Genomic DNA, 23,078 nt, shown 5'->3' on the forward strand with positions numbered 1-23,078 from the left:
GGATAGAACTGCTAGAGTTCAAACTCTGCAAAAGAGCTTAGGGAAAGGCATAAACCCTGAATGGGACATTTCTAAAAATGGCCTGGTTTATCATGCAAGTGTTACCTATTCTCGACCAGCTCTGAACAAAGCTGAGCTTTTGAATTCACCACTTAGTAACTGATCAGTTCCATAGTTTAGCTTTGCGCTGATTGATTTTATTAAAGCCTCTTAATTTAATAGAAAAATACCTTTTGACTCAATGTTATAGAGAAGAATTATTTAGGTAATGGACCATATTCTCAATTCAAGTATCGGAGAGTTCTGTAGATTAGCTGACTATATTTCTCGTCTTAGCTAAGCCCCAAAGATTTTGTAATATGCGGAATAAGTTCTGAAATTGCAAATGTTGTTTCTCCTAGTTTACTGGCAGTTTTGTATAATCCAGCGGCACTAGTACTATAACCTTCTTTTGTTGGTCTAATTTGTGAGGCTTCGGTCATTAGTTCTGCGACGCATTGAGATAGTTCTGCAGCTTGATCGGGTGGTAAATTATCGGCAGCTTGTTTTGCTGCATTAGCTAACTGCTCCAGTAGACGGTTTTTCCGTTGATGGTTTGAAATTCGCTTCATTAGATCAGCTAAGCCATAAAAAAGTGGTTCAAACTTCAACTCTTCAAGTATTGATGGAGGTAATGATGGAGGTGAAATTTGCTCTAGAATATCTATGTTAGCCTCTTGTGTTCCTATACAGAGAAAGTTGAGTTCATTTGCTGAGACAGCTTGGCGAATTTCTTGTGCCGGACCTTGCCAATCATCAGTTGAGGAACTACCTAAAATAAGTATCAACCAAGGTTGATAATGTTGAACGTTTTGATTTTTATAGATACTTTTGCGATGCTCAATATTTTTCAATGCTATTTCGAGACCATGACCGACAATTGCACTGCCCTGAGATTCCAGTTTCTGTACAAAGAAGCTTCCAGGATTGGAAAAAGACTGCAAAATGTTAACGCTACCACCAAATGTAATAATGCTAACTTCAGTGCATCGACGAGTGATATTATCCTCGCCCAACTCTTGCTCAAAAATATTAAGACCTCTTTCTAGACGTTCAAGATAATCATCTGAAATAGATAAAGACGTGTCAATAAGTATCACGATAGGGCAGCGCGTTAATGAGGCACCTAACCGGGGGGGGGATGAAGAGGAGTTGGGTAACTGAGGCTGAGAATGGCTTGTAGAGTGTGTAGCCGTAGTAGTAGCTCCCATAAGCATTGGAGTAATGACTGCATCTAACGAATTTGCGCGATCACCACTTGAATTGACTAGAACGCTTGGCAACTGAATTTTTGACCAATTTTCAACTTTTTTTTGTTCTAAAAAATTGCGGAAGCCGCCAACAGCTTCAACCTCAAGTTTTAAAATATCTGCCTTTGCCGCACCCATTTGCCGAATAGAATTGGCTTCAATTTGAGATTGAACAATTTGTGCTTGGCTATTTGCTAAGGCTCGGTGATATTCTAGTTGCTGGCGATTTTGCTGTTCAATTAACGCTATTTTCTGGCCTTGTATTCTGACATAAGTTTCTTCCTGCTCAGTTAGGATGGCTTCTAAAGTATCAGGAAGATCAATCTCATTAATAAAGGTTCCAACGGCCTGAACACCGTATTTATTCAGTTCGACCTTGATGTGATCTGCAGCATTTTTCTGAATCTCTGTGCGCTTACTTTGAAAATCAATTGCCTTGTAGTATTGGGCTGAATTTCGAAAATAGTTCCCTACCATGGGCTCCAGCACCCTAACCACCAAATTTCTGATCGATGAAAGCTTGATCAAGCTAGGTTCTATGATGTCTGCTGGGTCACCTATCCGAGTAGCAGGAGAACCAATGCGAGAAATCATTTTTGGAGCATCTGCCCCATCGATTCTTACAACCTGAGTTACTTCAATATCAAAACCAAAACCATCTTGGGAGCGTAATTTCAAACAACGTAAACTAGAGTCATAATTGCTTGGTGATTTAGATTTATTTGACCAATCAAGAGTAATATCATGAGTAGGAACAATAATTACGTCCTTGGTTCTAGTATTGATTCGGTGTTTACCAGGAAGTAGGTAATTTTTTTGAACTCCTTTGCATCCATCATTAACAGGTTCATCACTAGCCGTGGCAGAGGTCTTCCCTGTGTGAGAAACAACAACTCCAACTCTACCCGGTTCAATCTTTACAACTGGGACTTGCTCAACTTCAGCAAACCAAGGATTAATATTCCACTCACCTGTAGGAAGAGTCTCTTCCTGCAGGCCATTATATCCACCAGCTTCAATAAATTGCTGTCCGTTCTGGAAATTGTCATGGCCAGGTACTTTGGGGCCAGCTATTTCATCTGTATGAATGGGTAATCCATTAAATGTTCTTACAATACCAATTTTGTCCGGTTCGACAACGCATACCCTCAAGCTGCAAGGATCCATTCCGTGTTGGATAGCATTTTCAGAAGTGACGATAGTAAATAACTCAGTATTAATTTGATAATTGCCTGTTGGTAGGAATCCAAGCTGACGTCCCTTTTCCCCACCATTTTCTAAAAACGCACGGGCATCTTGAAAATTGTTGCATTGAACCACTCTCCCAAGACTTCGCCTTTGTGGGATAGCTATTCCATCTTTAGCAATAACAACTCCGATCTCTCCAGGGGCAATACTAACTACCGGGACTTTGTGGATTTCATACTTTACAGATAAATACCCAAAGTGTGTGCCAGGAGGTAAGACATCTGCTTGATATCCAGCTTCTCCCATCAAAGCAATGTACTGCCCAGGAGAAAGTTTAGGCCCAAATTTTTTTCGAACAATACCTACTTCGTTTGCATCAATTTCAACGATGCCAGGGATAGAAACACCCATATTTTAATCTCCCTATTAAAATCTTGAAAATGATTTTTTCTAAAGGTTAATATATTTTTTTGCTAAGGGCACTTCAGAACCCAACCTAAATTGGTGGAAGTTCGACTGTGTTAACAATACTATCAGGGGGGGGATTTTTTTCTTGTCTTCAAGATAATTAAGCAAATCTATATCTGTAGGTACCCTTGAATGTACTGGATTTTTCCTATGATAGCCTTGATTCTAAATATGAAATATTAATAAAAAAATTGGTTGGTTTATTTAACATATTGTTATCTGTAGTGGTCACAAACATTTACTACTTAAATGAATAAATTCATTGAAGTTGTCTCTCCATGAACCAAACCAATTGCTTTGGCCATCACCGTAAGAAGATCTCATGATGGGGAAATGGCCAGCAGGTGCTTCAAGAGAAAAATTTAAGTCTTTGTAGGTCAGCCAACTTTCACCTACTCGCCAACCAACAAAGTGTCCGAATGCTCTGAAAAGGCTTCCATTAAAGTCACTTGAGGAAGATATTTGGGCTAGCCAAATATCTCTTTGTACGCTTAGTCCAAACTTGCCAAGGCTAAATTTACACCATAAATGATCTATCCTCTTCAGATCTGAGCAAGGAATATTTTCAATGTCATGGCTTCTGAGCCATCCTTCGGCATCTCGTTTAGCAATCGCAAGAAGAATGTTGAAGGTTTCTTCATTAGCTGCTTTCCAATTAGCGTTTTCTAGATACTGACGCAGCTTAGAATAGGACCTTGATGTTATTTTATATGTTTTTGAAGGGGATGTCTCGTTAGCAGGAATTTCAAGAGATGGAGTGTCTACTCTTTCAGGAGTTAGAGGCTTAACGATAGAAATAGGATTGTGAGATTTGCATTTTAGGACAGGAGCTATATGTCCGGTTATTCCGTCTAGTTGAACGGCGACCTTGCCTTCCTGAAAAGCTCGCTCAATTAGTTGAGAATTATCTAAGCTACCGTATCCAATTGCATCGTAAAAACCTTGGGCATATGCAATAGCAGCGTCATTTTGAATAGATTGATTCATTCCAATTGCATAACTGATATGCTGACTGATGGCAGCTGCTGCTTTTTCGGAATGGCAAGCGTTAAGGATCACACAATACACATACTGAGAATGAAGTTTGAATAATGAAGCAAGAGATGCAGGAGTAATGGGTTTGGAGCGGCCGGCATCATCTTCTAACAGTAAACAGCCATTTGCGAGTCCGTGGCCGCAAAAGTGGACTATATTGGGTTGATCCTCTGCGATTACTCGGCGCAAATCTTTAGGGCGTAAAGCTGTGCGAACCGAAATACTGTAGCGATCTCTTTGTATAGATCTACGAATTGCTTCTTCAATTTCACGTACCTCTAAACCTAATCTCAGACCTTTAGGAATTGCTGTAAGAATCAATATTTTTTGTGGGGAGCTTAGGTGGTTACTTATACTAGCTGGAAACACAGATTAAAATTCCACTCATTGAAAATGTAAGGCTGTTGATATATGGAACTAATATAGAGAGAAAGGTTAAAAAATTAAAGAAAATCGAGAGAATTTAGCTACCCTTTTTAGAGATAATTCTCAGCGATTTAAATCATATTTAACAAAATCTATTCCAACATTCTAAATAGGTCTTTGAGAGATCTTACTAAAAGCTTTTTTTTCATCTTATCAACTGCAGTATGATGAGGCTTTAATTGTGAGAGGCTTAGTTTCTATAGACTTTTAACCATACTTTTGTAGATAGTGATTACATTATTTCTGATTACCACCCTAAGCAGACTGTAACAATTGCCTTCTTACTCTAAACTGTTTTTAAGTTTCTTAGCCCATATCCAAAATGGTAATACTCCTAAGAGTCCAATAGCTGCTAAAGTTAAACCTAATATGCTTAGCCGAGTTAATGCAGTGGGGGATCTACCAAACACCTTAATGCGATATGGCTTGGGAACAGAAGCTATGGCTTCTCCTTGATCATCGTCAATGGTCACTTGTACTTCGTGCCGAGCTCCTCGTTCAGGATTGGATTGAATATAGCTAATCTCATACTCGCCTAATATCGAATCTAGAAATATCTGCATTTCTTCAGATATTTCCTTGGCATCACCTGAAAACTCATGAATACCCTTTGTTAGATCAGCGATTTGCTCCAGAGCTCCACGATCAACAAACTCCAGTTCTGGAACTTTTCCGCTTCTAACATGATCAATGTTGGCAGGCTGTGTCAGCTTATATTTCTTCTGGAGTTCTTCTGGTGTAAGCCCATACCCCAAAGTATGGATAACAAAATTTGTTTTCTGGGAAGTGAGCCTTTTGAGTGCCTCTAATGTCTTGTCTTTGTCGACTTCCTCATTATTATGATAGCCATCTGATAGCAAAATGATTGACAGTCTAGGATTAGGTTTATTAGAGCCATCAGATGGGTTAAAACGTTCTTCTTCAGGATTAGTTAAAAATTTGGTTGCTTCTAATAAAGGACTGTAAAGATCAGTCGAAGCGCAAGGTTCATTGGTAGAAAATCTTTCTAAAAGTAGATTTTTAAGATTACCTTGAGTTGCTTTTACGAATTTATCGAGGGTTTTTGCGTTAACAGGATATCCCTGGCTGCATTTATCGCTAGACAAACCAAAGGGGACCAATGAAACATGTATATCTGCATTTTTAGCGCGTTCAACCAGGCTTTGGTTGAATTGCTTAATAGCACTTTCGGCTCCATCTAATTTAGTAATATTGCTGCCATCTTCCCTATTCATGCTGCCACTAAAGTCTACTAAAAAAATTATCCAAGCGGGTGGTGGGGCAGCTTCTTCAGGGCTTTTCCAATTATGAATTGGGATATCTTGGTCATCTAAGGTGATGGAAAAATTGTCGCGATTTAAGAGCAACATAGGGCGTTGCTCCTCTTGCGTAGCGCTGACTCGAAGGGTAACGATATTTTGCTGAACCTGAGGGGGAACCAATAATCTTAGCTTCCTGAACTTTTGCTAGGACACCTCCTGAGAAATATACCGTCCATGTAGATGACAGGATGCTAAGCTTGAGGATCCAAAAAGCGGTTGTAGTAAACCAATCTGTATAATTTTTGAACATAATCTCCTGAATTATCGAGAGTATAAAAAGTTAGTATACTGTTGTGCTTGAGCTTTATTTTTTGCCGAGATCTTAGAAAGCTACCATTTATTTCAATAGTGTTGTAGAACTTTTGATTTGGTTCTAATATGGCAAAACGAGGATAAATTTCAATATCAGCTATATGCAATGGGATGCCTGGCAAATAAATGTCTGGTTCTTTTTTTAGTTGCAGAGCCAATGCGGATGGTTCCAGAATCAGGAAGCTGAATGGATAAGCCTTCTTCTATGCGGTCTTTGTCAGCAACTTGGCTAACAAACTTCAGTTCTGAGGAACTACTAATATAAGGATAGGCTATTGCAGAGGGGTCAAGTCCAACAGTGTCGACAACATCGTCATTAATTTGTCGATATTCGAAACCCGCTCCTGCTCTCAAGGCAGCCATGTAGCTCGGAGAACTAGTATAGCTAAAGGTCAGTCCTAGTAGCAGTCCTAAAATTGAAAACCCAACAGGATCTTCTAAGTTTCTAAGTGTATCCGTAACTTCACCAACCTGAGATCGGAGTATTTCAAAGAGAAGTGCAGCAATAACACTTGAGGCACTTGCTCCCACAACACTGGTGATCAGCCTTTTTTTGAAACGCGATTTATTACCGGCCTCTATGCTTCTCCATCGCCAAGTTAGGGCTTCTGAGAAGCCGACAGCAATACCTATTACAAACCACCCAAAAATACGAATAATGCTATTCGGAATGTTTAAAGAAGGACTGAAAAGTAATTGTACTAGCCCACCAGCAAACAGGCCAATGGACAGCCCTAAACCAATTGCAATAATAATGCAAATTTTGAGAATACGAAAGTTAAGTTTAGGTCGTGTTGGGTTACTTATGAATACCTCATTAGTAATAAGACCAACAGCCAAAGAGGCAGCAATACAAGGAAATAGGATAACTTCCGGTATTAAGGTGAATAGCTTGAGATCAGTGAGAAAAAATTGACCAATGTTCCAACCACATAGAGCGGAGCATATTCCAGCCATGCAATAAAGGTAGATTCTCATCATGAAATTTACTATTTGTTTAAATCTGCTAAGGCCCGTTCAAGTATTATCATGGTGGAACTATTTAATTGAATGATTCCATCAGCCTCTAACTTAGTGTTTTTTTGGAAGTCCCAAATAGCCTTAATTAGAACTTCTCGTCCTCTTTTGTTCTCATTTTTTAACTATTTGAGCAAAGTTTACTTTACTTGAATTCTCTTTAAATAATATTTTTTTTTAGTTCTAATACAATCTTATCCTTTGCAGCTTTTTTCATCCCCTGGGTATTTACTCGCCAAGCTGGTGTCATCATAAATATTATCAATGATGGTTTTCAGTGATGTAATTGTATTATCGTAATCTTGGAGCGCCTTTTGCTTCCATTGATTGCTAATAGAATCTTGTCTGTTAGAACCAGGCGAAGCGTCAGGAGATACTGCCGCCTTATCCTTTAGCGAAGGAGTATAAAGGAATGAATAGATTTTTTGGGGAAATGACAGGAAGGCTTATCCCTATAATGAAGGTTGTAAAAGAGATTAATAAAGCCTTGTATCTAGAAATTTTTACCATAAAAAAACTTATGAATTTTGTAAATAAATTTCCCTATAGCCACAAAGAAGTCAATCATAAGTTTTAGGATAACCTTATGTCGAGAGGGTCTTCTTCTTATAGGGATTATAAAGGCGGTAGTATTTCCAGACAGATCTGGAAATGCTTTTCTAAAAAATATTTTGCTTAACCTCATTGGAAGTTATTTGACTAAAATATGCGGCTAGTCTATACGCTAAAAATCGATCTTGAGAATTATATTTTGTAGATTTATCACTACCTATTAATACTAGTAATTCAATAAGTGAGGTGTAATCTGCATCTTTATATAAACGATCCTTTTGAAGGCTTAGATAATAATTGCGAACACCTTTCCAGAAAGTGTCTTTGCTAAGTTGAACAGCAGGAAAATCTTTTTTTTTCTGATAATCTGGGGTGTAGAAATGATGGATTAACTTCACATCTTGAAGAAGTATTTCATTTTAAAAAATGTGGAACTCTGCTACCCCATAAACTGTCTTTGACTAAAAATAACTTACATGTTACTCCTGGAGACAAATTTCTGTTGAGCAAGTTTGGTATTACAACTTCAATTATAGATTTATCTATTAATTTTTCCAATACCTGATTCAGCTGATTTTCTCTCGCAATGGTTGAAATTTTTTGTTTGAAATTCAGCAAGAATACATTTATCTTCATCTAATTTTTTTGTTGTTGGAGTCAGTGAAATTTACCCACTGTAAGTAATTGGGGAGCGTTTTAGGGAGAATAATTGCCCTCAGACAAATGAGTCGCAACGTATTAGGATTATGAATTTTTAGGCTAATAGCCTTATGAGCACCACGCTTGTCAAACAAACTAGACCAAAGTTTCTCTGGAATATCTTTGTTTGTGGCTGCTTCTAATATGGTTTTAATATCTTCTAGCTTAACTTTTGATGAGTCAGTTAATTCTTTAATTGCCTTATTCAAAGCATCTTCATTTACATTTCTTGTTGTCCTATCAGCTGGTGCATTAAGGATAGCTCGCTTAATAATCTCCTCAGATTTAGTACTTGAAGGAAAAACAATCGTAAAGGACCAGGGTTTTTCTAATGCACTTACCCTGTAGGCCCACGAGACTGGAGCTTTTGCCTCTTGGGCTTTCAACTTCGATAAAACATGTAGGATAATCGGCACGCAATCTAGATTAGGTCTCCAAATGTATGGAATTGATGTGTTTAATAGCTCTTGGGAATAGTAATAACTCTTTTCTTCACTGAGTTGATGAGAAATTTCTAGATCATGCTCAATGTCTATCCTTGTATTTAATGGAGCGAATTGAGGCCATCTCTTAAGCTTCATTCTCTGCCGCTTCATCCACTCTAAAATGAATGAGATCCCATCTTCATTATGTGCATAGCCATTTTCAGGCTCACAGCATAGAAAATATCGGTAAAATGATGCACTCCGACCTTTATCATCTTCACCCCGACTAATAACTGCAACAACTGACCACGGGCTTTCAGGGATTTCCCTAGCGATAATGGCGGGTTCATTCGTAAATGCACCTTCAGATACTGCAAATTCTCGGTTGGAGATTGCTTGCTCAACCTCAATTGGGATCTGCTCTCCTTTCGCTTTAAGGGTATTGCCCATATAGCTACCAGTGAAACCACGTGAAACCCATTGACCATCGCCCAGGTCTTGCACATGTATGCCTGTACTAAACTCATGTATTTCAACTAACGGCATAGGCTTCAACCCTCAAGTAATTCTTTATGATGTTTTCCGGTGTAAAGCCAGTAAATTGGGTTAACTAGCCCCAAAGGTCTCCATTTAGAAGGCTCTTTAATCACACAAACAACACCATCTCGATGACGATTCACTAACGTTGCATTAGGCTTGGGGTAGGCAGTACCTAACATTCCAAAAGCAGAAGTTGTGAAACATTCAAAATCCCCAAATCCGTTGTTCTGCCAATCTTGCAGAACCTGATAAGTTTTTGGAAAGCGTTTAGATGCTAAAAAGATAGGTTTATGAATATTGACCCAGAGTTCAGACTGTTCACACTTCCCAAGCGTAAATGCGATTCGACGCTTTCGCTCAGCGTTATCAAGATTTCCTATTAGTCTTAAGAAAGAGCCTAACTCTTTAGCATATTCCACATCTTTCCGATGAGCCATTCCATCTACCAAAAATAAAATTCCCTGAGCTTCTGTACAGTCATTTAAATAAGCTCTGAGCTGTGGATTGTGACTATCTTTTTGAATTAAGTCAGAGAAAAACTCACCAGGATAATCTTTGCAGCTAATCATTAAAGGGAGAAGTTTCTTCCCCCTTAATTTAAAACCACTAAAACGAGTGGGTATTTGTAAGTTTATAACGAGGGTATAGTCTTTGACATTGCTAACATCAGCATCTAGGGGTGTAGGCTCTAGAGATAAACCTTGCTCCAATATGTTTTGAGCTTTTCTGACTAGTTCATTACTTTCTTCATTAAATGGAATCACATTTTGAACAGTGCTTTTCGAGCTTGCGTTTGGCCAATATGCTAAAGAGGCCATGTATGTTGTCTTACCCGATCCCCGATCTCCAATTACGCGAATAGTTATACTTTCTTGTTGAGATAATTGAGGTTCAAAATTCTTTTCATCGGCTGTCATGACTTCATTTTTTACGGTAGAGTAATTATCGATAAGGCACTAGTATTTAAACTCTTTTCGGATTCCCGTATTCAGCCAGTAGAGTGGATCCAACATGCCGTAGGGTTTCCAGCTTTTTCTTTGACCTGTTTCTCGCAAAACAGCTCTACTCCCATCTGTTCCAATCATTTCTATTCGGTTAGGTCGTGGGTCATTGCGGTCCAGCACACCAAAAGTTGATAAAGCAAAAAACTGAAGATTTTTCCGGGATATATTTGTTTGCAACAAGTCTTTTGTATCAGGTAAATGAGAATCAAAAATATCTATTTCTGGATCGAGCCTTCCTGGCCAAAGCTCGCCTCGTTCACACTTACTCATGGTGACAGCTAAACGCAAATCTTGACGTCTTTCGTATTGATCCATCAACTTCAAAAACTGTGATAAGGCTCGACAATAAAACTTATCTGCTTTGGCTCCCCAGTCATTGAGCAAGATGAGGCATCCTTCTACATCTTTCTCCAAACATTCTTTAAGAAATTGTTCACACAGCCCATCAAGATGACCAGACTCAAGAAGTTCAAAGATTTCTCCAGGATAATCTTTAGCGACCAAGTTTATTTCTTTGTCGGCATTGAAACGTTGTTTAACCTCAATTCGAAAGGAGTAGGAATTCAAGCCATATACGTCCTTTACTCTGGTTGGTTCTAAATCAAGGCCTTGTACAATTAAATCTTCAGCGATGGAGCCTAGCTTTTCGGTTTCGTCGTTTAGGGGGACAACTTCAAAAAGACGACGATCACCCACAGCACTTTTATTTTGAGGCCAGTACGCTAAGCCTGCTAGGTAAGTTGTTTTCCCTGAACTCCTTGGCCCAATAACTCGTATATTCCCCATGCATACCTCAACTTAAATTAAACCTAAAGTATTTAGTGCTAAATATTAAGTTATTACTAGTAGCCACTGAGGGATTTAAAACCAAATATTTTCATAGAAAATTTTCTAAATATAGCTACCTAAATATATCCAAGGTAACTCTAGTAACTGTCGATTATAAACACTAGTAATAAAGCAGCGGACAGACAAGCCAGATGTGCTTTGGTTTATCGCTTTTATTTGCGGCTCTACAAGCCTAAAATATCGATTTAAGACATGCATGTGCCGAGACTGCCAATTCATTCGAGACCCATCTGGGTAGTAACATAATTTTTGAGCTTCTTCAGTAAGATTAGTTCCTTTTATTAAGTCTGCTTTATTAAGGCAGAGTAGGATATGTCTGGCTCGAGGGCAATCTTGCTGAAAAAACTTTACCCAACGAGCGAACCGTGTACACCATTGATGGCGTGTGATAAAGTCATCAATGTCACCAACATCTGGTTTAATTATTTCTCGATAAGGAGACATCACCAACACAATACCTTCGCTAACTTGTACTTTCTTTAGAAAAGATTGCCACTGATTTGGATTACCTGTTTGCCAAGATTTGCGCCAGATTTCTCCTGGAGTATCGATCCAGTCCACTTTGATTTGTTTGATTCCAGTTGGTAGTTTGACATTGATTTCTAAATAATAGTCATAGGCTGGTTGTGCTGCGTCTGTTGGCTTTGTTCCACCATAATCCTCGTTATATAGACTAGCCTTCAGTACTTCATAATCCAAGTTAGTGGTATTGACGAACTGATAATTAGGATTTGTAAGCTCCATTGCTAGGTGGGTTTTACCAGCTGCACGGTCACCAATATAAACAACTCCCAAATTATTATCCCCAAGCAAAAAATAGCAGCTTTCCTAGATGTGCAAAAGATCTCGCTTAGAAACCTTAAAATATTTAATGCACGAATAGTTTTAACTAAGATGCTACACTACTTTCATAGTTGAATTGCATCACTAAAATAAAAAATTACCTCGAAATATAAATATTGAAAAAAAACGATAGATTATCTTAAACATAAAAAAAATATATCAACTGAGATTGCGATTTGTGGTGCAGAAAACTTTGGATCAATGGCACTAACTTAAAGAGTCTGATAATTGTTAAATTTTTCTCTGCGAAAGGAGAGAAGCAAACTCGTTTACCTGACTGCCTGACATAAGTACCTCAAAGTCTTTAGATACGTAGCTTTTGGATGCTGAATAGCAGGGTGTATAAGGCTAGCTTTTGGCATTGTTCACACGTCAAACGCAACCTAAACGTATTACCAACTCTCTTGCCTTAGGGGCAGCGTTGCTATTCTTACAGTGCAAACCCTTACGAAGAAAAGGCTTTCAGAGATGTGTCAGGCAGTCAGCTCGTTTACTGTTATCAACCAGTGGTTAATGGTACACATGCATCGGCTGCAACTCCTATGATTACGTTCTCAATCATTGCCTATTTTTTATAACAGCGCATCAACATCAGAGAGAGAATTTCCTTCAAGCCTATAACTTGATAGGCTTATGCTCAGTAGCCATATTGGCGAGCATACCAACGAACTCGCTCAAGAATTAATTGAGAATGCTGAAGGTAAAAGCGCCTTTCACCATTGGCAAACCGATGACTGGGAAGGGTATTCACGACAATTACCCGATGAGGCGATTCATCAAGTAAGTAAAGTCTTGACTCAACGGTTAGAGCGGCCCAATGGAATAGTGCGTCAACAGACCGGGTGTTGGCATCGACGACAGAATAAATTTGGCAAAGTCTGGCAACAGAGTGCGATGATGCAAGGACTGGTGCTGACCTATTTCAACTGGATCTAGTGCCACTTACGATTCAAGAATACGGCTGCCCAACGTGCTGGACTGACGGAGCATGAGTGGAAATGGCGAGACTTAGCTTCCTAGCCTACACTTTGTTGATGCACAATCCCTGACTGCCTGACACATCTCTGAAAGCCTTTTCTTCGTAAGGGTTTGCACTGTAAGAATAGCAACACTGCCCCTAAGGCAAGAGAGTTGGTAATACGTTTAGGTTGCGTTTGACGTGTGAACAATGCCAAAAGCTAGCCTTATACACCCTGCTATTCAGCATCCAAAAGCTACGTATCTAAAGACTTTGAGGTACTTATGTCAGGCAGTCAGGCACAATCCTCTTAGCAGTCACTTCTTAAATGAACAGTACCCTCAATTTACACCTCTAAACCCACTTCAAATAATGATTTTCTAACTAAATCTGCAATTTGAAAATTCTGTTCCTTTTTATATAAAGAAGCTGCTTTTTTTATATAAAGAAATAATATCTTGAGAATTTTTGTTGGTTTTTATCTTTGGTAATCGAAGCGATACCCAAGCTAGGTTATGGTGAGCAATGGCTGAATCTGGATTAAGTTGAATAGCTTGGCTTAGAAAATTCCATGCCAATTGCCAATTACTTTTCTGAGCATAAACAGTTCCAAGCCTAAGATAGGCAAAATCATTACCTGGTTCTAATTGAACTAATGCTTTATAAGCTAGAATTGCAAGTGTGAGGTCTCCAATTCTCTCATAGGCAATACCTAGATTGGCAATTGCCCAGTTAGGTGTATCATCAAGGTGATATGCTCTTTCAAAATCGACTTTGGCGCTGTCTATATTATTACAAAAATCTCGCCATCCCTTTAAGCTCCAAGCTTGAGCACTATTGGGATTTTGAGTAATAAAATCCTGTATAAATCTATCAACTTCATTATTTCTAGATTTAGATGTGACTACATTATTCAATGCCACTATCAGCAAGGGATAGATCCACTGCTGATGAGCGCGAATATGATCAGGTGCTGATTGTTTAGTTTTAAAAATAGCGGGTTTAGCATAGCGGATAACAGTTTTCCATTGCTTGCTCTGACTATTTATCCAAGCCTGTACCCCCATGGCAAAAATATTTGTTGGTTCAATTATCAAGGCTTGAGTATTCATTGCTTCTGCCTCTTGCAAAAGCCCTAATTCACTTAATGCCCAAGCTAAATTCGCTCTCATCCAAACTTCGTCTGGTTTTAATTGAACAGCTTTCTTTAAATATTTAGATGCTTTTTTCCCAGTTGTTTTTTTTGGCATTCTATTAATCCCAAAACACCAAACCCTCTGCCATCATTAGGAGCAGCTTTAATCGCTCGATGCCCAGTCTGCTCAGCTCTTGAAATATCAAAATAGAGTTGAAGCATTGCCATTTCAACAATTGCTTCAGCATTGCCTGGCTCTTTAGAAAGAAATGTTTCATAAGCTCGATTAGCCTCTATTATTTTGTTTTTGTTCGCTAACTCACGAGCTTTTTTGTGGATAGGTGCAATAAACTGACCTTTCAAAGCTGCAATTATTTCATCAGCATCCTGAAAGCGATGTTCTACCTTCATATTTAGGCCGATTAAGATCACCTTCTCCATCAATGGACTAATACTGGGACAATACCTACTCGGTGGAATCAAAGGGTCTGATTTTTCTTGTACTCGTAAGACTGCTTCAGTAGGGAGGTTACCCGTGAGAAGCTCATACATAGATGCACACAAAGAATAAAAATCTGTAGCCGGCCACCTCTTGCTTCGATAGCTGTATTGTTCTAGAGGAGCATATCCCTTTGTCAAAGTCTGGCTCATTTCGTGGGTTTGCCCAGCAATAAATTCTCGCGTAGAGCCAAAATCGATCAATACAGCTTTATCATCGGTGTTAATTATAATGTTATCGGGTTTTATATCTCTATGTAAGAAGTTATGGTTATGAACGACTTTTAAAGCTTCTCCTACTTGGAGGAAATATTGCTTTACTCTTTCTTCTGGTAGAGCACCATCTGCTTGCAGAATTTGGAATAAAGACTGACCAGAAATAAACTCCATAATAATGTAGGCAGTATCATTTTCTTCAAACCAAGAGTAAACCTCAGCAATACAGGGATGCTTACATTGATGTTGATATTCTGCCTCGATCTGAAATTTTTTAAGCTGTTGCTTTTTTTCTTTAGGCGATATGGACATTGGCCAAATAACGGTTTTCTCGTGTCTCCCACCTTTTTCAGGCCAAAGTTCCTTAATTACAACTTTCTGCGAAGTTTTTAAGTCGGTCCCACGATACGTAATTCCAAAACCGCCTTCACCTAGTTGACTATCTACTCGATATCTACCGTTCAGTAAATATGAGTCACTAGGTAAGCAATGTAGAATAGAGCTGTTAGCGCTAGATTGTAAAGGTGCACCACAGGTTTGACACGTTTTTAAGTGATCATCATTAGAAGATGCGCAAACCAAGCATATAAGAGACATTAGACCCTTTCCACATTAGAGAGTTAAGTTGTATTCAATATTTTTTTCTAATGGAAGTATTCCTAATAAAGCCACAATAATTGCTTGAACTAGTCTTAGTCTGGCGTAGTTTTTCTATGATTTAGTTTTAGTGCAAGTAGAGTTGCGTTGTCAGAAGCCCCCCTTTTAAGAACCGTATCAATGACACTATTGACACTTGGTTGAAGAGCACTTTGTTCTCCAAACATGTCCAAAAGATCTCCATCCTTAATCAAATCCCACACACCATCTGAACATAATAATAGAGTGTCTCCATCTTGAAGCGATATTGAAATATTTCCTCCCCAGTGCTTCAGAGTTTGAATATATCCATTTGCTAGTTTCCTATTTGAACCCAATGATTTGGTGAGAACATTCCTCTCTGGGTGCTCTAGGCCTTCTTGAGGAGTAATTTCGCCACTAGCGATTAGCATAGAAACCAAAGAGTGATCCTCACTTAACTGGCAAATTCGCCCCTTGCGAAGTAGATAAATTCGGCTGTCACCAACATGGGCCAGTGTCAAGGTTTTATTGATAACTAAAACTACACTTAAAGTTGAACCACCATCACGAACAGTCTCTGCTATCTCATCATTAGCCTTTTGGAATAGTTCATCTAACCAAGTAGCTTGGTCAAAGTCAGAGTTCAGCTCCTCTGGAACATGTGCTTTTAAAAACGTTTGCACAGCTAACTTACTGGCAATATCTCCTCCGGCCATACCCCCCATTCCATCTGCTAAAACACCCAGCATTAGTGTCGTTGAATTTCCAAGTTGATGTTGCTTTACACCATAACTATCTTCATTTTGTAGTCTGGTTAGCGACAACCCCACAGTTGAACGGTGAGCAATTTCCCAGGTAATTCCCCCTAAGCGAAGAATCTGACGAGTTTTCATTAAAAGTTCAATCAGTTGTGTAAGCGAAAAACGCTCCTCTGGGGTACAGGACAAACAAATTCTTAGTAATTGGTAAACTCGAGGAATAGGTTCTAGTATGCATTTTTCAGATTGTTCGGGGAAATAGGGCCGATTGTAAAGCAGCTGATAAAGTAATGCTCCGATTGCATAACTACTCAATGATTCATTAACTGGAACTTTTTTGTAGCAAAGTTCAGGTGCACAGTAGGGGCCTTGTAATCCAGAATCCAGATATTGATCTATCGCATATGCACCCGTTAAGTCGTAGAATTTTATAGGCTTTGAAATTTCAATCAGCTGAGGTGAAAGATGAATAAAGCACCAGCCTCGTTGATAAATATGCCTAAAAAACTGACATATCTGGATGATGATTGACAAGTTTTCATCGAGTGAATGTTGGTTTTTAAACCAATCATCTAATGTTCCACAATCTTCAGGATATAAACTAAGTAAAATTAACTTTTGGTTAAGAGTATCGATAACTGTATCTTCGACTGGATATTCTTCCTCTTCAAGATATTCCCGATCAGAATGAACAGAACCTGTTGATTCACCTTTGCTTTCGTTCTCGATCTCAGATAGAGGAAGTTTTCGATCATCAAGTAGTTGATCAACACTAGTTTTTATGTCATCAGCAGTTACATAGAATTCTGAATTTTCTTGATAAGAATAATGGTCACGCTCAGGCTGTTCAATGTTCGCCTTTGAAGATATTTTTGGATCAGAAAATTCTGGACCAGAGGCAATTGGTTTTAAAGATTCTGGGCTGGATTCTATAGGTTCAAAATTCTCCAATCTTGAAAGCTCTGGACTTTGTATTTGAGTCTTTAAAGCTTTTACAGCGGAAGAAGGTTCCTCAACTTTGCTTAGGTTCTTATTCGAAGTAAAGTTACATGTAGATTCGGAAGTCTCAGGTGATGAAGCTGTATCTAAAATACCTAAGTTGTCAAAAACATGATCGTCTAAAGAGGAAGCGGTAGACATTGGCGAAGTCAAAACAACTGCATCCTGCTGTTTATATACTAATAAAGGTGCAATCATCTGGTAATTTTCTAGCGCTTCTCTAATATTGACTTCTTGTGAGAGACTACTATCTAATTCCCCCACTCGTAGGAGCCCAGTATCTTCAGAAAAATCATTTTCTCCTGAATACTTAAATCTGACCTTAAAAAACCAGACTTTATCAGAAAGCTGCCCTAAATATGACAATACATTTATTTCAAAGGTGTCAATAAAAAAGCATTGTCCTACTTGAATAGTCAGCGGGGGATTTTGGGAAATAGTCTGTGGTGGCATGAGATAAAACGCTACATACTAAATTAAGTTACAAGTAGCCACTATCACTTATGGGCATTCAAAGAGAAATCTTACTTTAGCAATCGCGATTTCATCACCTGAATTAATCTCTGTAGGTACAGTGATCCTAGAATTGAAGCGGCTTTGTCCTAATGGCTTAATAAATACGCCGTTTGTAGAACCCAAATCTTTGATCTTCCACTCACCAGCCTCCTGGTAAATTTCTGCATGGTTTCGGGAAACTGTCTCGTTCCCCAAAAAGCCTTCTAAATCAATCTCCACCGGCCCTATATCAGGATCAAACATACCAATCATGGCACTACCATTATCAATGGCAAACTCTGGAACAGGTGCACCTACTTGTTTAGCCAATAACTTAGCTAAACCACCTCCTAGAGGCTTCGGTTTGGTAGGTATGGAACTCGGTTCGGTAGGTATGGAAGGGCTTGGTATACCAGGGTTAGGAATCTGAGGTGAAATGACAGAAGACTCTGGGGTGGTAGAAGACGTATCTACTGAATCAATCTCTTGCGTAGGCGGTATAGGAAAACTCTCATCTAATATCTCAGGAGTATCATCAGTAACTAATTCAGAGCCGCAGGCATCACAAAATTCACTGCCATCAGGGTTCTTATCATATCCACAGGCGGAACAAGTAACGGACATAATTCAAAATGCTCCTCTAAGGAAAATATTTAAGCTTTAGTCAGTTCAACAGTTTCGGTATTAATTTTTTTGCTGCAATAAAATTTAACAATGTAAAATCTTATCTTAAGGAACCAACAACCTAATTCAGTATTTAATAAACTGCTGACTAATTTTTTTGCTTTTTGAGTAATAAAGGCTATTAACAATAAACAGAATAAGCAACTAGCGAGTTTATCAAAAGCTATGTTTAACTTTGATTTTAATCAGAAAAAGACATCCCATAAATCATAGTATCAAGTACCTGACGCCTCACGAATTTGGTCGTCTGAAAGTTCATTATTTATATCACCACCCATACGAACTGTTTTTCCCTTAGAACCCATTTTTATAGTTTTGCGCGTTCCAGATGAGATTTTCTGAGTTTTACGAAGTTCATCTTGAGCATTACCCAAAGATTCCATTAATTCTTTATTCCCAATTCGCACAGTCATGCGATGTGCAGTTTCAAGAAGCTCTTGAGCTTTTTGAGGTTCTTTATCAGCGATTTTTGTTGCTTGCCCAACGATGTTGGCAATATTACATTGCTGCATATAGTCCATAACCTCTTGATCTACCTGCGTAATCCCTCCCTGGTCAGAAGTGAATTGGACAATAAGATTCTGAGGCTGAAGTTCGCCACGACGGTTCTGACCTGGAACATCATAGGTCAGACCTATTTGAGCAATTCTTGCCCGAGAGGCCTGACGACTTGCAATATTAAATTCCAAAATGAAAACCGTTTCATCATTTGCAGATGCATTGCCAATAATGTGTGGCGCTTTCCCGATTGAAAATTCAGCTTGATCTGGATAAGCCCTTAACACACGTATCAAATCAACACCTTTTACTGTTTTGACAGTTAGCCCAAGATTAGTGATGACATCTCTTTGAGCTCGGCTAAACTCCTCAATAATTTCTTTCGGTAAACTTTCTATGGAAACTTGGGTACCTGCAGGATTTTTACCCACCACATGGAATAAACGACCTCCAGATTCATCACTAAGGTCAATCAATAAATCCTCCTTATAATCTCCCACCCCCAATGCAGTAATTGGAATATTTTGAGCTGCAAAAGTTCGAGCTAGTTCTTTACAGTCTTTTTCATCAAAAGTTTGCCCATCAGTAAATATCAGCGTACGTCGGCTAGCCATGCCTTGCTGATTAGAAAAAATGTCTAAGGTTTGACGCATTCCTTCTCCCATAACAGTTCCTCCGGAAAAGTCACGCAACCTTTTTATCGCAGACTCTAATTTAGAGATCTGAGTTGCAGGCGTCAATCCCGCCAATATTGTTGCTTCATCAGCAAACTGGACAATTGCAACTTTGTCATTCTCATCAAGCTTGCTTGACCTAATTAGAGTCAATAACGACTCGATGACGATGTCAATTTTAGTTTTGCCACCTACAACTTCAGAATATTTCTGACCATCCATCGTTAAGGTTTTGCCTGTAGGCTTTCTGTCACCTGCAACTACCTCATACATCGAGCCACTGGTATCAATAAGGAAAACAAACGTTGTAGAAGGTTTAGCAGCAGAGGCTTCATTGGTAGGCCGTAACTTTAACATTACGAAAAGCTTTTGGTCAGCTGTTTCTGCTGGTAACATTTCTCGATGAGAACTGAGCTGAACATTTAGCATAAGAATTTAGATTAGCTCCTATGTTTGCTGATTGATATCCACAAATTTTCACGTGGAGTTAGGTAAAGCTATTTGGTGAAATAACTTATGTGAACTCTAGTGGAGGTAATGCTCCAAACTTAGGTTTTACTGTGGAGATATTCGGTTGTAAAATTTTTGGTTTTTCTTGATTACCGTTGTCTTTTAAGTTTCTTAGCTGATCTGCGAGCAAAGATGGTAATTCAATCGTCATAGTTGTTGTTCGATAACCTTCACGAATATCTTTTTTCCAGGTTTGGATCATTGAATTGAGATGTTCATTACTGATTTTGCAGGATGACTTTTTCTGTAAAGCATCACACATACTCAATCGGATCTCGGGAGAAAAAATAGTGTCAACATTATCTTCTTGGTAGTTCGTCAAGTCTAATCCATAGACGAATCCTTCATGAGGTGTACTGCTATTTATCTTTAATTCGAAATAATATTTAACCATTTTTTTGCTGAATTGGCTTTGAAAGTAGATGAGAAGTACAACTTTATTATGTTTTGAAATGCAAATATAGCAGTGTAATTATTACAGGAATATTTCAGTTTGACTTTATCTAGTAAGTGAAGATTCAGACAAATACAATAAATCTGAGAGAATTACACTAAATATAGTGTAAAGAATCTTTATGAGAAAAACAGCCTACTAATTTCTTAATACCATTAATATTCAAACCAGATTAATTATGCTAATAATTTTTTTTATGACTTCAGAGGCTTGATTGCTTACTCCCTGACTGCCTGACAGATCTTTGCCTTCCCCTGCTCATAAAGCCTTGCACTGTAAAGAGCGGATGCGAGAGAACCAGATTTTGTTGTAATATTTCTTTTGAGCTTTTTTAGACGCAAAACACGGTTGTGGATCATGGCAGAGCAAGGGGACTGGCATCAACAACTCCCGTCCTTTATGGACGACTCCCTTGAGCCATCGCAATCCAATTTTGAGATAACTAATGCCTCGCCGCCAATGTGGATCAACCTGTTGGCGCAGCCCTTTAATGTGAACAGCCATTCCTTGAGTCGTGCTGAATAGCAGTGCCACAGCAGCAACCAGATAAAGCCTCTCTAATGCATCAGCACAGCGAATTTTCGACTCTTCTAGCTCAAACACTCCAGACTTACTATCGAGAAATAATTCTTCGACCCGAAACCTCAAAGCATATTGCCACAAGGTCTGTAGCGTGGGTGATTACAGATGAATCACCGCCCATGGTTCTTTCACTCCTCGGATATTAGCCAACACCAGATTGCACCGATAGATGCCGTCTTCCCAAAGCCCCACATTGCGGTAGAGGAGGGCTGCTCCTTTGGATGGCCACAATTGTCGGACTTCTCTTGGACATTGACGTGGACCATGGAGAAGGACATCACAAACAGTAATGCCAATGGCTCTGTTGTAACCAGCTCATCAGTTGATGGTTCGCAAACCCACGATCTGCTAACACCATGACATCTGGATGCTGCCGCAATAACCAACGGGCCTGGCGCAATAACGGTTGATATTCCTCAAAAGCGACAGCTGCACTCTTATGCTCTAATACTTTCCACAACAACGGTACTGCTCTGCCACAGCAGACGACGGATAGATGAATCATGCAATATTCATTCCATAACACCGTTGTATCCATTGCCAGGTATAGACGATGAGAGTGCCAGTTCTTAAGTGCTAGCAGGACTAGAGGTACATATAGCTTGTTAATATCAATGCGTTGATTGGCTATAAATCGTTGCCACCGACGCTCGACACTTTGGGCTTTTCTGGCTCGGCAGGGAACATAGGATTCCCAAGCAGATAAGCTTAAGCGTTCACTACAGATTAAGGCGCTTACCATCCAGCCCAGGGCAATGAGATGGCGCAAATCTCGATAATGGCTGTGTTGACGTAAAAAGGAAAACAGTTGACGATAAATTTGGGTGGGGCCTGACATTTGAATAACGCTGATTTGTGATTAAATCTAGCCTCACATGTCTCTCCACTCTTTTCTCATAAACTATGTAAATAAAGGCTTTGACCTACTTCTGTCAGGCAATCAGGCTTACTCCTACCATCCAATGAAACCGTCCATAAGTTTTAATTCTTTAGCAATAAAATCTTTGCCTGCGGCTATTGTTTAGCATCGAACTCACGTTTGGGTATGAAGAACTATGTGTAGTCACCCTGCTTTTTCAGCAGCAATAGTTGATAGTAAAGTAGATACCTACGATCGCATCTCCGATGCCATTGCCTTTATCCGCCAACATCACCTAGAGCAACCTAACCTCTCCACCATCGCCCAGCACGTCAACTTAAGCGACTACCACTTTCAGCGATTATTCACCCAATGGGCAGGCATCAGCCCCAAACGGTTTCTCCAATACCTGACCCTAGACTATGCAAAATCGAAAATCGAGCAGTCTCCAAATCTGCTAGCCCTAACCGCCGAATCAGGACTATCCAGCCCAGGACGACTCCACGACTTATTTGTCACCCTAGAAGCCATGTCCCCCGGCGAATACCGCGCCGGTGGTGCGGGGCTACAGATCCGCCACGGCATCCATAAAACTCTCTTTGGATATTGCCTAATCGCCCTCACCCCCCGTGGCATCTGCAACATCCAGTTTCTGCAGAATGCCGATAAACACACCGCCCTCCAGCTACTCCAGACAGACTGGCCCCAGGCCCAAATCACCCGTGATCAAACCGCAACGGGTAACGTGTGCGATCAAATCTTCCATGCCTCTCAACCCTCACCCTTAACCCTTCATCTCAAAGGCACCAACTTTCAAATGCAAGTCTGGCAAGCCCTCCTAAGAATTCCCCTAGGTGACCTGACCACCTATCAAACCTTAGCCACCGCCATTGGCAAACCCACCGCCGCTCGCGCCATTGGCAATGCCGTCGGTCGCAATCCCATCGCCTACCTGATTCCCTGTCATCGAGTGATTCGGGGAACAGGAGAACTGGGCGGCTATCGCTGGGGATGCGATCGAAAAGCAGCCCTGCTCGGCTGGGAAGCCAGTCAAATAGAGGGGTAAACCTGACATCTTCCACACCCTGCCATGATGTAGGGAAGACCTAGCGTGTTTTGACCGCATTGACCTTGGCAAAAAGAAATCGTGGGCCTTTGTGTAAACCTCAAC

At 39.6% G+C, this 23,078-nt stretch carries 19 protein-coding genes and 1 pseudogene; 2 read left to right on the plus strand and 18 right to left on the minus strand.

The window, feature by feature from the left end:
* Nucleotides 1-332: 332 nt before the first annotated feature.
* The 9 genes from HRE53_RS22105 to HRE53_RS22145 all read right to left on the minus strand — a co-directional run bounded on the left by HRE53_RS22105 (nt 333) and on the right by HRE53_RS22145 (nt 11,921).
* Nucleotides 333-2,888: an SPFH domain-containing protein gene (locus tag HRE53_RS22105; protein ID WP_235107953.1), complete on the minus strand. Its 2,556-nt coding sequence runs from the start codon at nt 2,886-2,888 to the stop codon at nt 333-335.
* Between the two features lie 285 nt (nt 2,889-3,173).
* The gene (locus tag HRE53_RS22110; RefSeq protein ID WP_235107954.1) at nt 3,174-4,349 is read right to left on the minus strand and encodes a GUN4 domain-containing protein; all 1,176 of its coding nucleotides are present in this window, start codon (nt 4,347-4,349) and stop codon (nt 3,174-3,176) included.
* A gap of 338 nt (nt 4,350-4,687) precedes the next feature.
* The gene (locus tag HRE53_RS22115) at nt 4,688-5,776 is read right to left on the minus strand and encodes a vWA domain-containing protein (RefSeq protein WP_235107955.1); all 1,089 of its coding nucleotides are present in this window, start codon (nt 5,774-5,776) and stop codon (nt 4,688-4,690) included.
* Between the two features lie 357 nt (nt 5,777-6,133).
* Nucleotides 6,134-6,880 (minus strand): hypothetical protein, encoded by a 747-nt coding sequence (locus HRE53_RS22120; protein WP_235107956.1) that lies wholly within the window; start codon nt 6,878-6,880, stop codon nt 6,134-6,136.
* A gap of 836 nt (nt 6,881-7,716) precedes the next feature.
* The gene (locus HRE53_RS22125; RefSeq protein ID WP_235107957.1) at nt 7,717-8,007 is read right to left on the minus strand and encodes a hypothetical protein; all 291 of its coding nucleotides are present in this window, start codon (nt 8,005-8,007) and stop codon (nt 7,717-7,719) included.
* Nucleotides 8,008-8,241: 234 nt separating this feature from the next.
* Nucleotides 8,242-9,279, minus strand: a complete 1,038-nt coding sequence (locus HRE53_RS22130) for a hypothetical protein (RefSeq protein WP_235107958.1) — start codon at nt 9,277-9,279, stop codon at nt 8,242-8,244.
* Nucleotides 9,280-9,284: 5 nt separating this feature from the next.
* Nucleotides 9,285-10,190: a hypothetical protein gene (locus HRE53_RS22135; RefSeq protein WP_235107959.1), complete on the minus strand. Its 906-nt coding sequence runs from the start codon at nt 10,188-10,190 to the stop codon at nt 9,285-9,287.
* A gap of 39 nt (nt 10,191-10,229) precedes the next feature.
* On the minus strand, nt 10,230-10,973 hold the full coding sequence (locus HRE53_RS22140) for a hypothetical protein (RefSeq protein WP_235107960.1): 744 nt from the start codon (nt 10,971-10,973) through the stop codon (nt 10,230-10,232).
* A 195-nt stretch (nt 10,974-11,168) separates the two neighbouring features.
* Nucleotides 11,169-11,921: a hypothetical protein gene (locus HRE53_RS22145; protein WP_235107961.1), complete on the minus strand. Its 753-nt coding sequence runs from the start codon at nt 11,919-11,921 to the stop codon at nt 11,169-11,171.
* Nucleotides 11,922-12,599: 678 nt separating this feature from the next.
* On the opposite strand from HRE53_RS22145, the pseudogene HRE53_RS22150 reads away from it, so the two are divergent.
* Nucleotides 12,600-12,989, plus strand: a pseudogene (locus HRE53_RS22150) (IS1 family transposase); the annotation flags it as partial.
* A gap of 354 nt (nt 12,990-13,343) precedes the next feature.
* Here HRE53_RS22150 and HRE53_RS22155 read toward each other — a convergent pair.
* The 9 genes from HRE53_RS22155 to HRE53_RS22190 all read right to left on the minus strand — a co-directional run bounded on the left by HRE53_RS22155 (nt 13,344) and on the right by HRE53_RS22190 (nt 21,886).
* A complete protein-coding gene (locus HRE53_RS22155) occupies nt 13,344-14,177 on the minus strand; it encodes a tetratricopeptide repeat protein (RefSeq protein ID WP_235107962.1) in 834 nt (277 codons plus the stop codon).
* On the minus strand, nt 14,135-15,358 hold the full coding sequence (locus tag HRE53_RS22160) for a serine/threonine-protein kinase (protein ID WP_235107963.1): 1,224 nt from the start codon (nt 15,356-15,358) through the stop codon (nt 14,135-14,137). Before HRE53_RS22160 ends, HRE53_RS22155 begins: the two co-directional genes overlap by 43 nt.
* A gap of 110 nt (nt 15,359-15,468) precedes the next feature.
* Nucleotides 15,469-17,604 (minus strand): protein phosphatase 2C domain-containing protein, encoded by a 2,136-nt coding sequence (locus tag HRE53_RS22165; RefSeq protein WP_235107964.1) that lies wholly within the window; start codon nt 17,602-17,604, stop codon nt 15,469-15,471.
* Between the two features lie 48 nt (nt 17,605-17,652).
* Complete coding sequence (locus HRE53_RS22170) at nt 17,653-18,270, minus strand: FHA domain-containing protein (protein ID WP_235107965.1); 618 nt, start codon at nt 18,268-18,270, stop codon at nt 17,653-17,655.
* 275 nt (nt 18,271-18,545) lie between these two features.
* Nucleotides 18,546-19,931 carry a VWA domain-containing protein gene (locus tag HRE53_RS22175; protein WP_235107966.1) on the minus strand — a complete coding sequence of 462 codons (1,386 nt, stop codon included), beginning with the start codon at nt 19,929-19,931 and terminating at the stop codon, nt 18,546-18,548.
* Nucleotides 19,932-20,016: 85 nt separating this feature from the next.
* Nucleotides 20,017-20,334, minus strand: coding sequence for a hypothetical protein (locus HRE53_RS22180; protein WP_235107967.1), 318 nt, complete (start codon nt 20,332-20,334; stop codon nt 20,017-20,019).
* A 390-nt stretch (nt 20,335-20,724) separates the two neighbouring features.
* Nucleotides 20,725-21,129 carry a hypothetical protein gene (locus tag HRE53_RS22185; RefSeq protein ID WP_235107968.1) on the minus strand — a complete coding sequence of 135 codons (405 nt, stop codon included), beginning with the start codon at nt 21,127-21,129 and terminating at the stop codon, nt 20,725-20,727.
* An 18-nt stretch (nt 21,130-21,147) separates the two neighbouring features.
* A complete protein-coding gene (locus HRE53_RS34535) occupies nt 21,148-21,279 on the minus strand; it encodes a hypothetical protein (RefSeq protein WP_255800879.1) in 132 nt (43 codons plus the stop codon).
* Nucleotides 21,280-21,325: 46 nt separating this feature from the next.
* Nucleotides 21,326-21,886 (minus strand): hypothetical protein, encoded by a 561-nt coding sequence (locus tag HRE53_RS22190; protein ID WP_235107969.1) that lies wholly within the window; start codon nt 21,884-21,886, stop codon nt 21,326-21,328.
* A 217-nt stretch (nt 21,887-22,103) separates the two neighbouring features.
* Here HRE53_RS22190 and HRE53_RS22195 point away from each other — a divergent pair, with 217 nt between their 5' ends.
* Nucleotides 22,104-22,973 (plus strand): methylated-DNA--[protein]-cysteine S-methyltransferase, encoded by an 870-nt coding sequence (locus tag HRE53_RS22195; RefSeq protein ID WP_235107970.1) that lies wholly within the window; start codon nt 22,104-22,106, stop codon nt 22,971-22,973.
* Nucleotides 22,974-23,078: the final 105 nt, after the last annotated feature.

It is taken from the genome of Acaryochloris sp. 'Moss Beach', from assembly GCF_021497025.1.
Taxonomy (GTDB): Bacteria; Cyanobacteriota; Cyanobacteriia; order Thermosynechococcales; family Thermosynechococcaceae; genus Acaryochloris; species Acaryochloris marina_A.

What these genes read in the sequence shown, in the direction of transcription:
- HRE53_RS22115 (WP_235107955.1), bottom strand. Translation starts at nt 5,776, where the DNA reads ATGTTGCTCTTAAATCGCGACAATTTTTCCATCACCTTAGATGACCAA.
- HRE53_RS22130 (WP_235107958.1), bottom strand. Translation starts at nt 9,279, where the DNA reads ATGCCGTTAGTTGAAATACATGAGTTTAGTACAGGCATACATGTGCAA.
- HRE53_RS22155 (WP_235107962.1), bottom strand. Translation starts at nt 14,177, where the DNA reads ATGCCAAAAAAAACAACTGGGAAAAAAGCATCTAAATATTTAAAGAAA.
- HRE53_RS22135 (WP_235107959.1), bottom strand. Translation starts at nt 10,190, where the DNA reads ATGACAGCCGATGAAAAGAATTTTGAACCTCAATTATCTCAACAAGAA.
- HRE53_RS22165 (WP_235107964.1), bottom strand. Translation starts at nt 17,604, where the DNA reads ATGCCACCACAGACTATTTCCCAAAATCCCCCGCTGACTATTCAAGTA.
- HRE53_RS22190 (WP_235107969.1), bottom strand. Translation starts at nt 21,886, where the DNA reads ATGTCAGGCCCCACCCAAATTTATCGTCAACTGTTTTCCTTTTTACGT.
- HRE53_RS22175 (WP_235107966.1), bottom strand. Translation starts at nt 19,931, where the DNA reads ATGCTAAATGTTCAGCTCAGTTCTCATCGAGAAATGTTACCAGCAGAA.
- HRE53_RS22195 (WP_235107970.1), top strand. Translation starts at nt 22,104, where the DNA reads ATGTGTAGTCACCCTGCTTTTTCAGCAGCAATAGTTGATAGTAAAGTA.
- HRE53_RS22170 (WP_235107965.1), bottom strand. Translation starts at nt 18,270, where the DNA reads ATGTCCGTTACTTGTTCCGCCTGTGGATATGATAAGAACCCTGATGGC.
- HRE53_RS22105 (WP_235107953.1), bottom strand. Translation starts at nt 2,888, where the DNA reads ATGGGTGTTTCTATCCCTGGCATCGTTGAAATTGATGCAAACGAAGTA.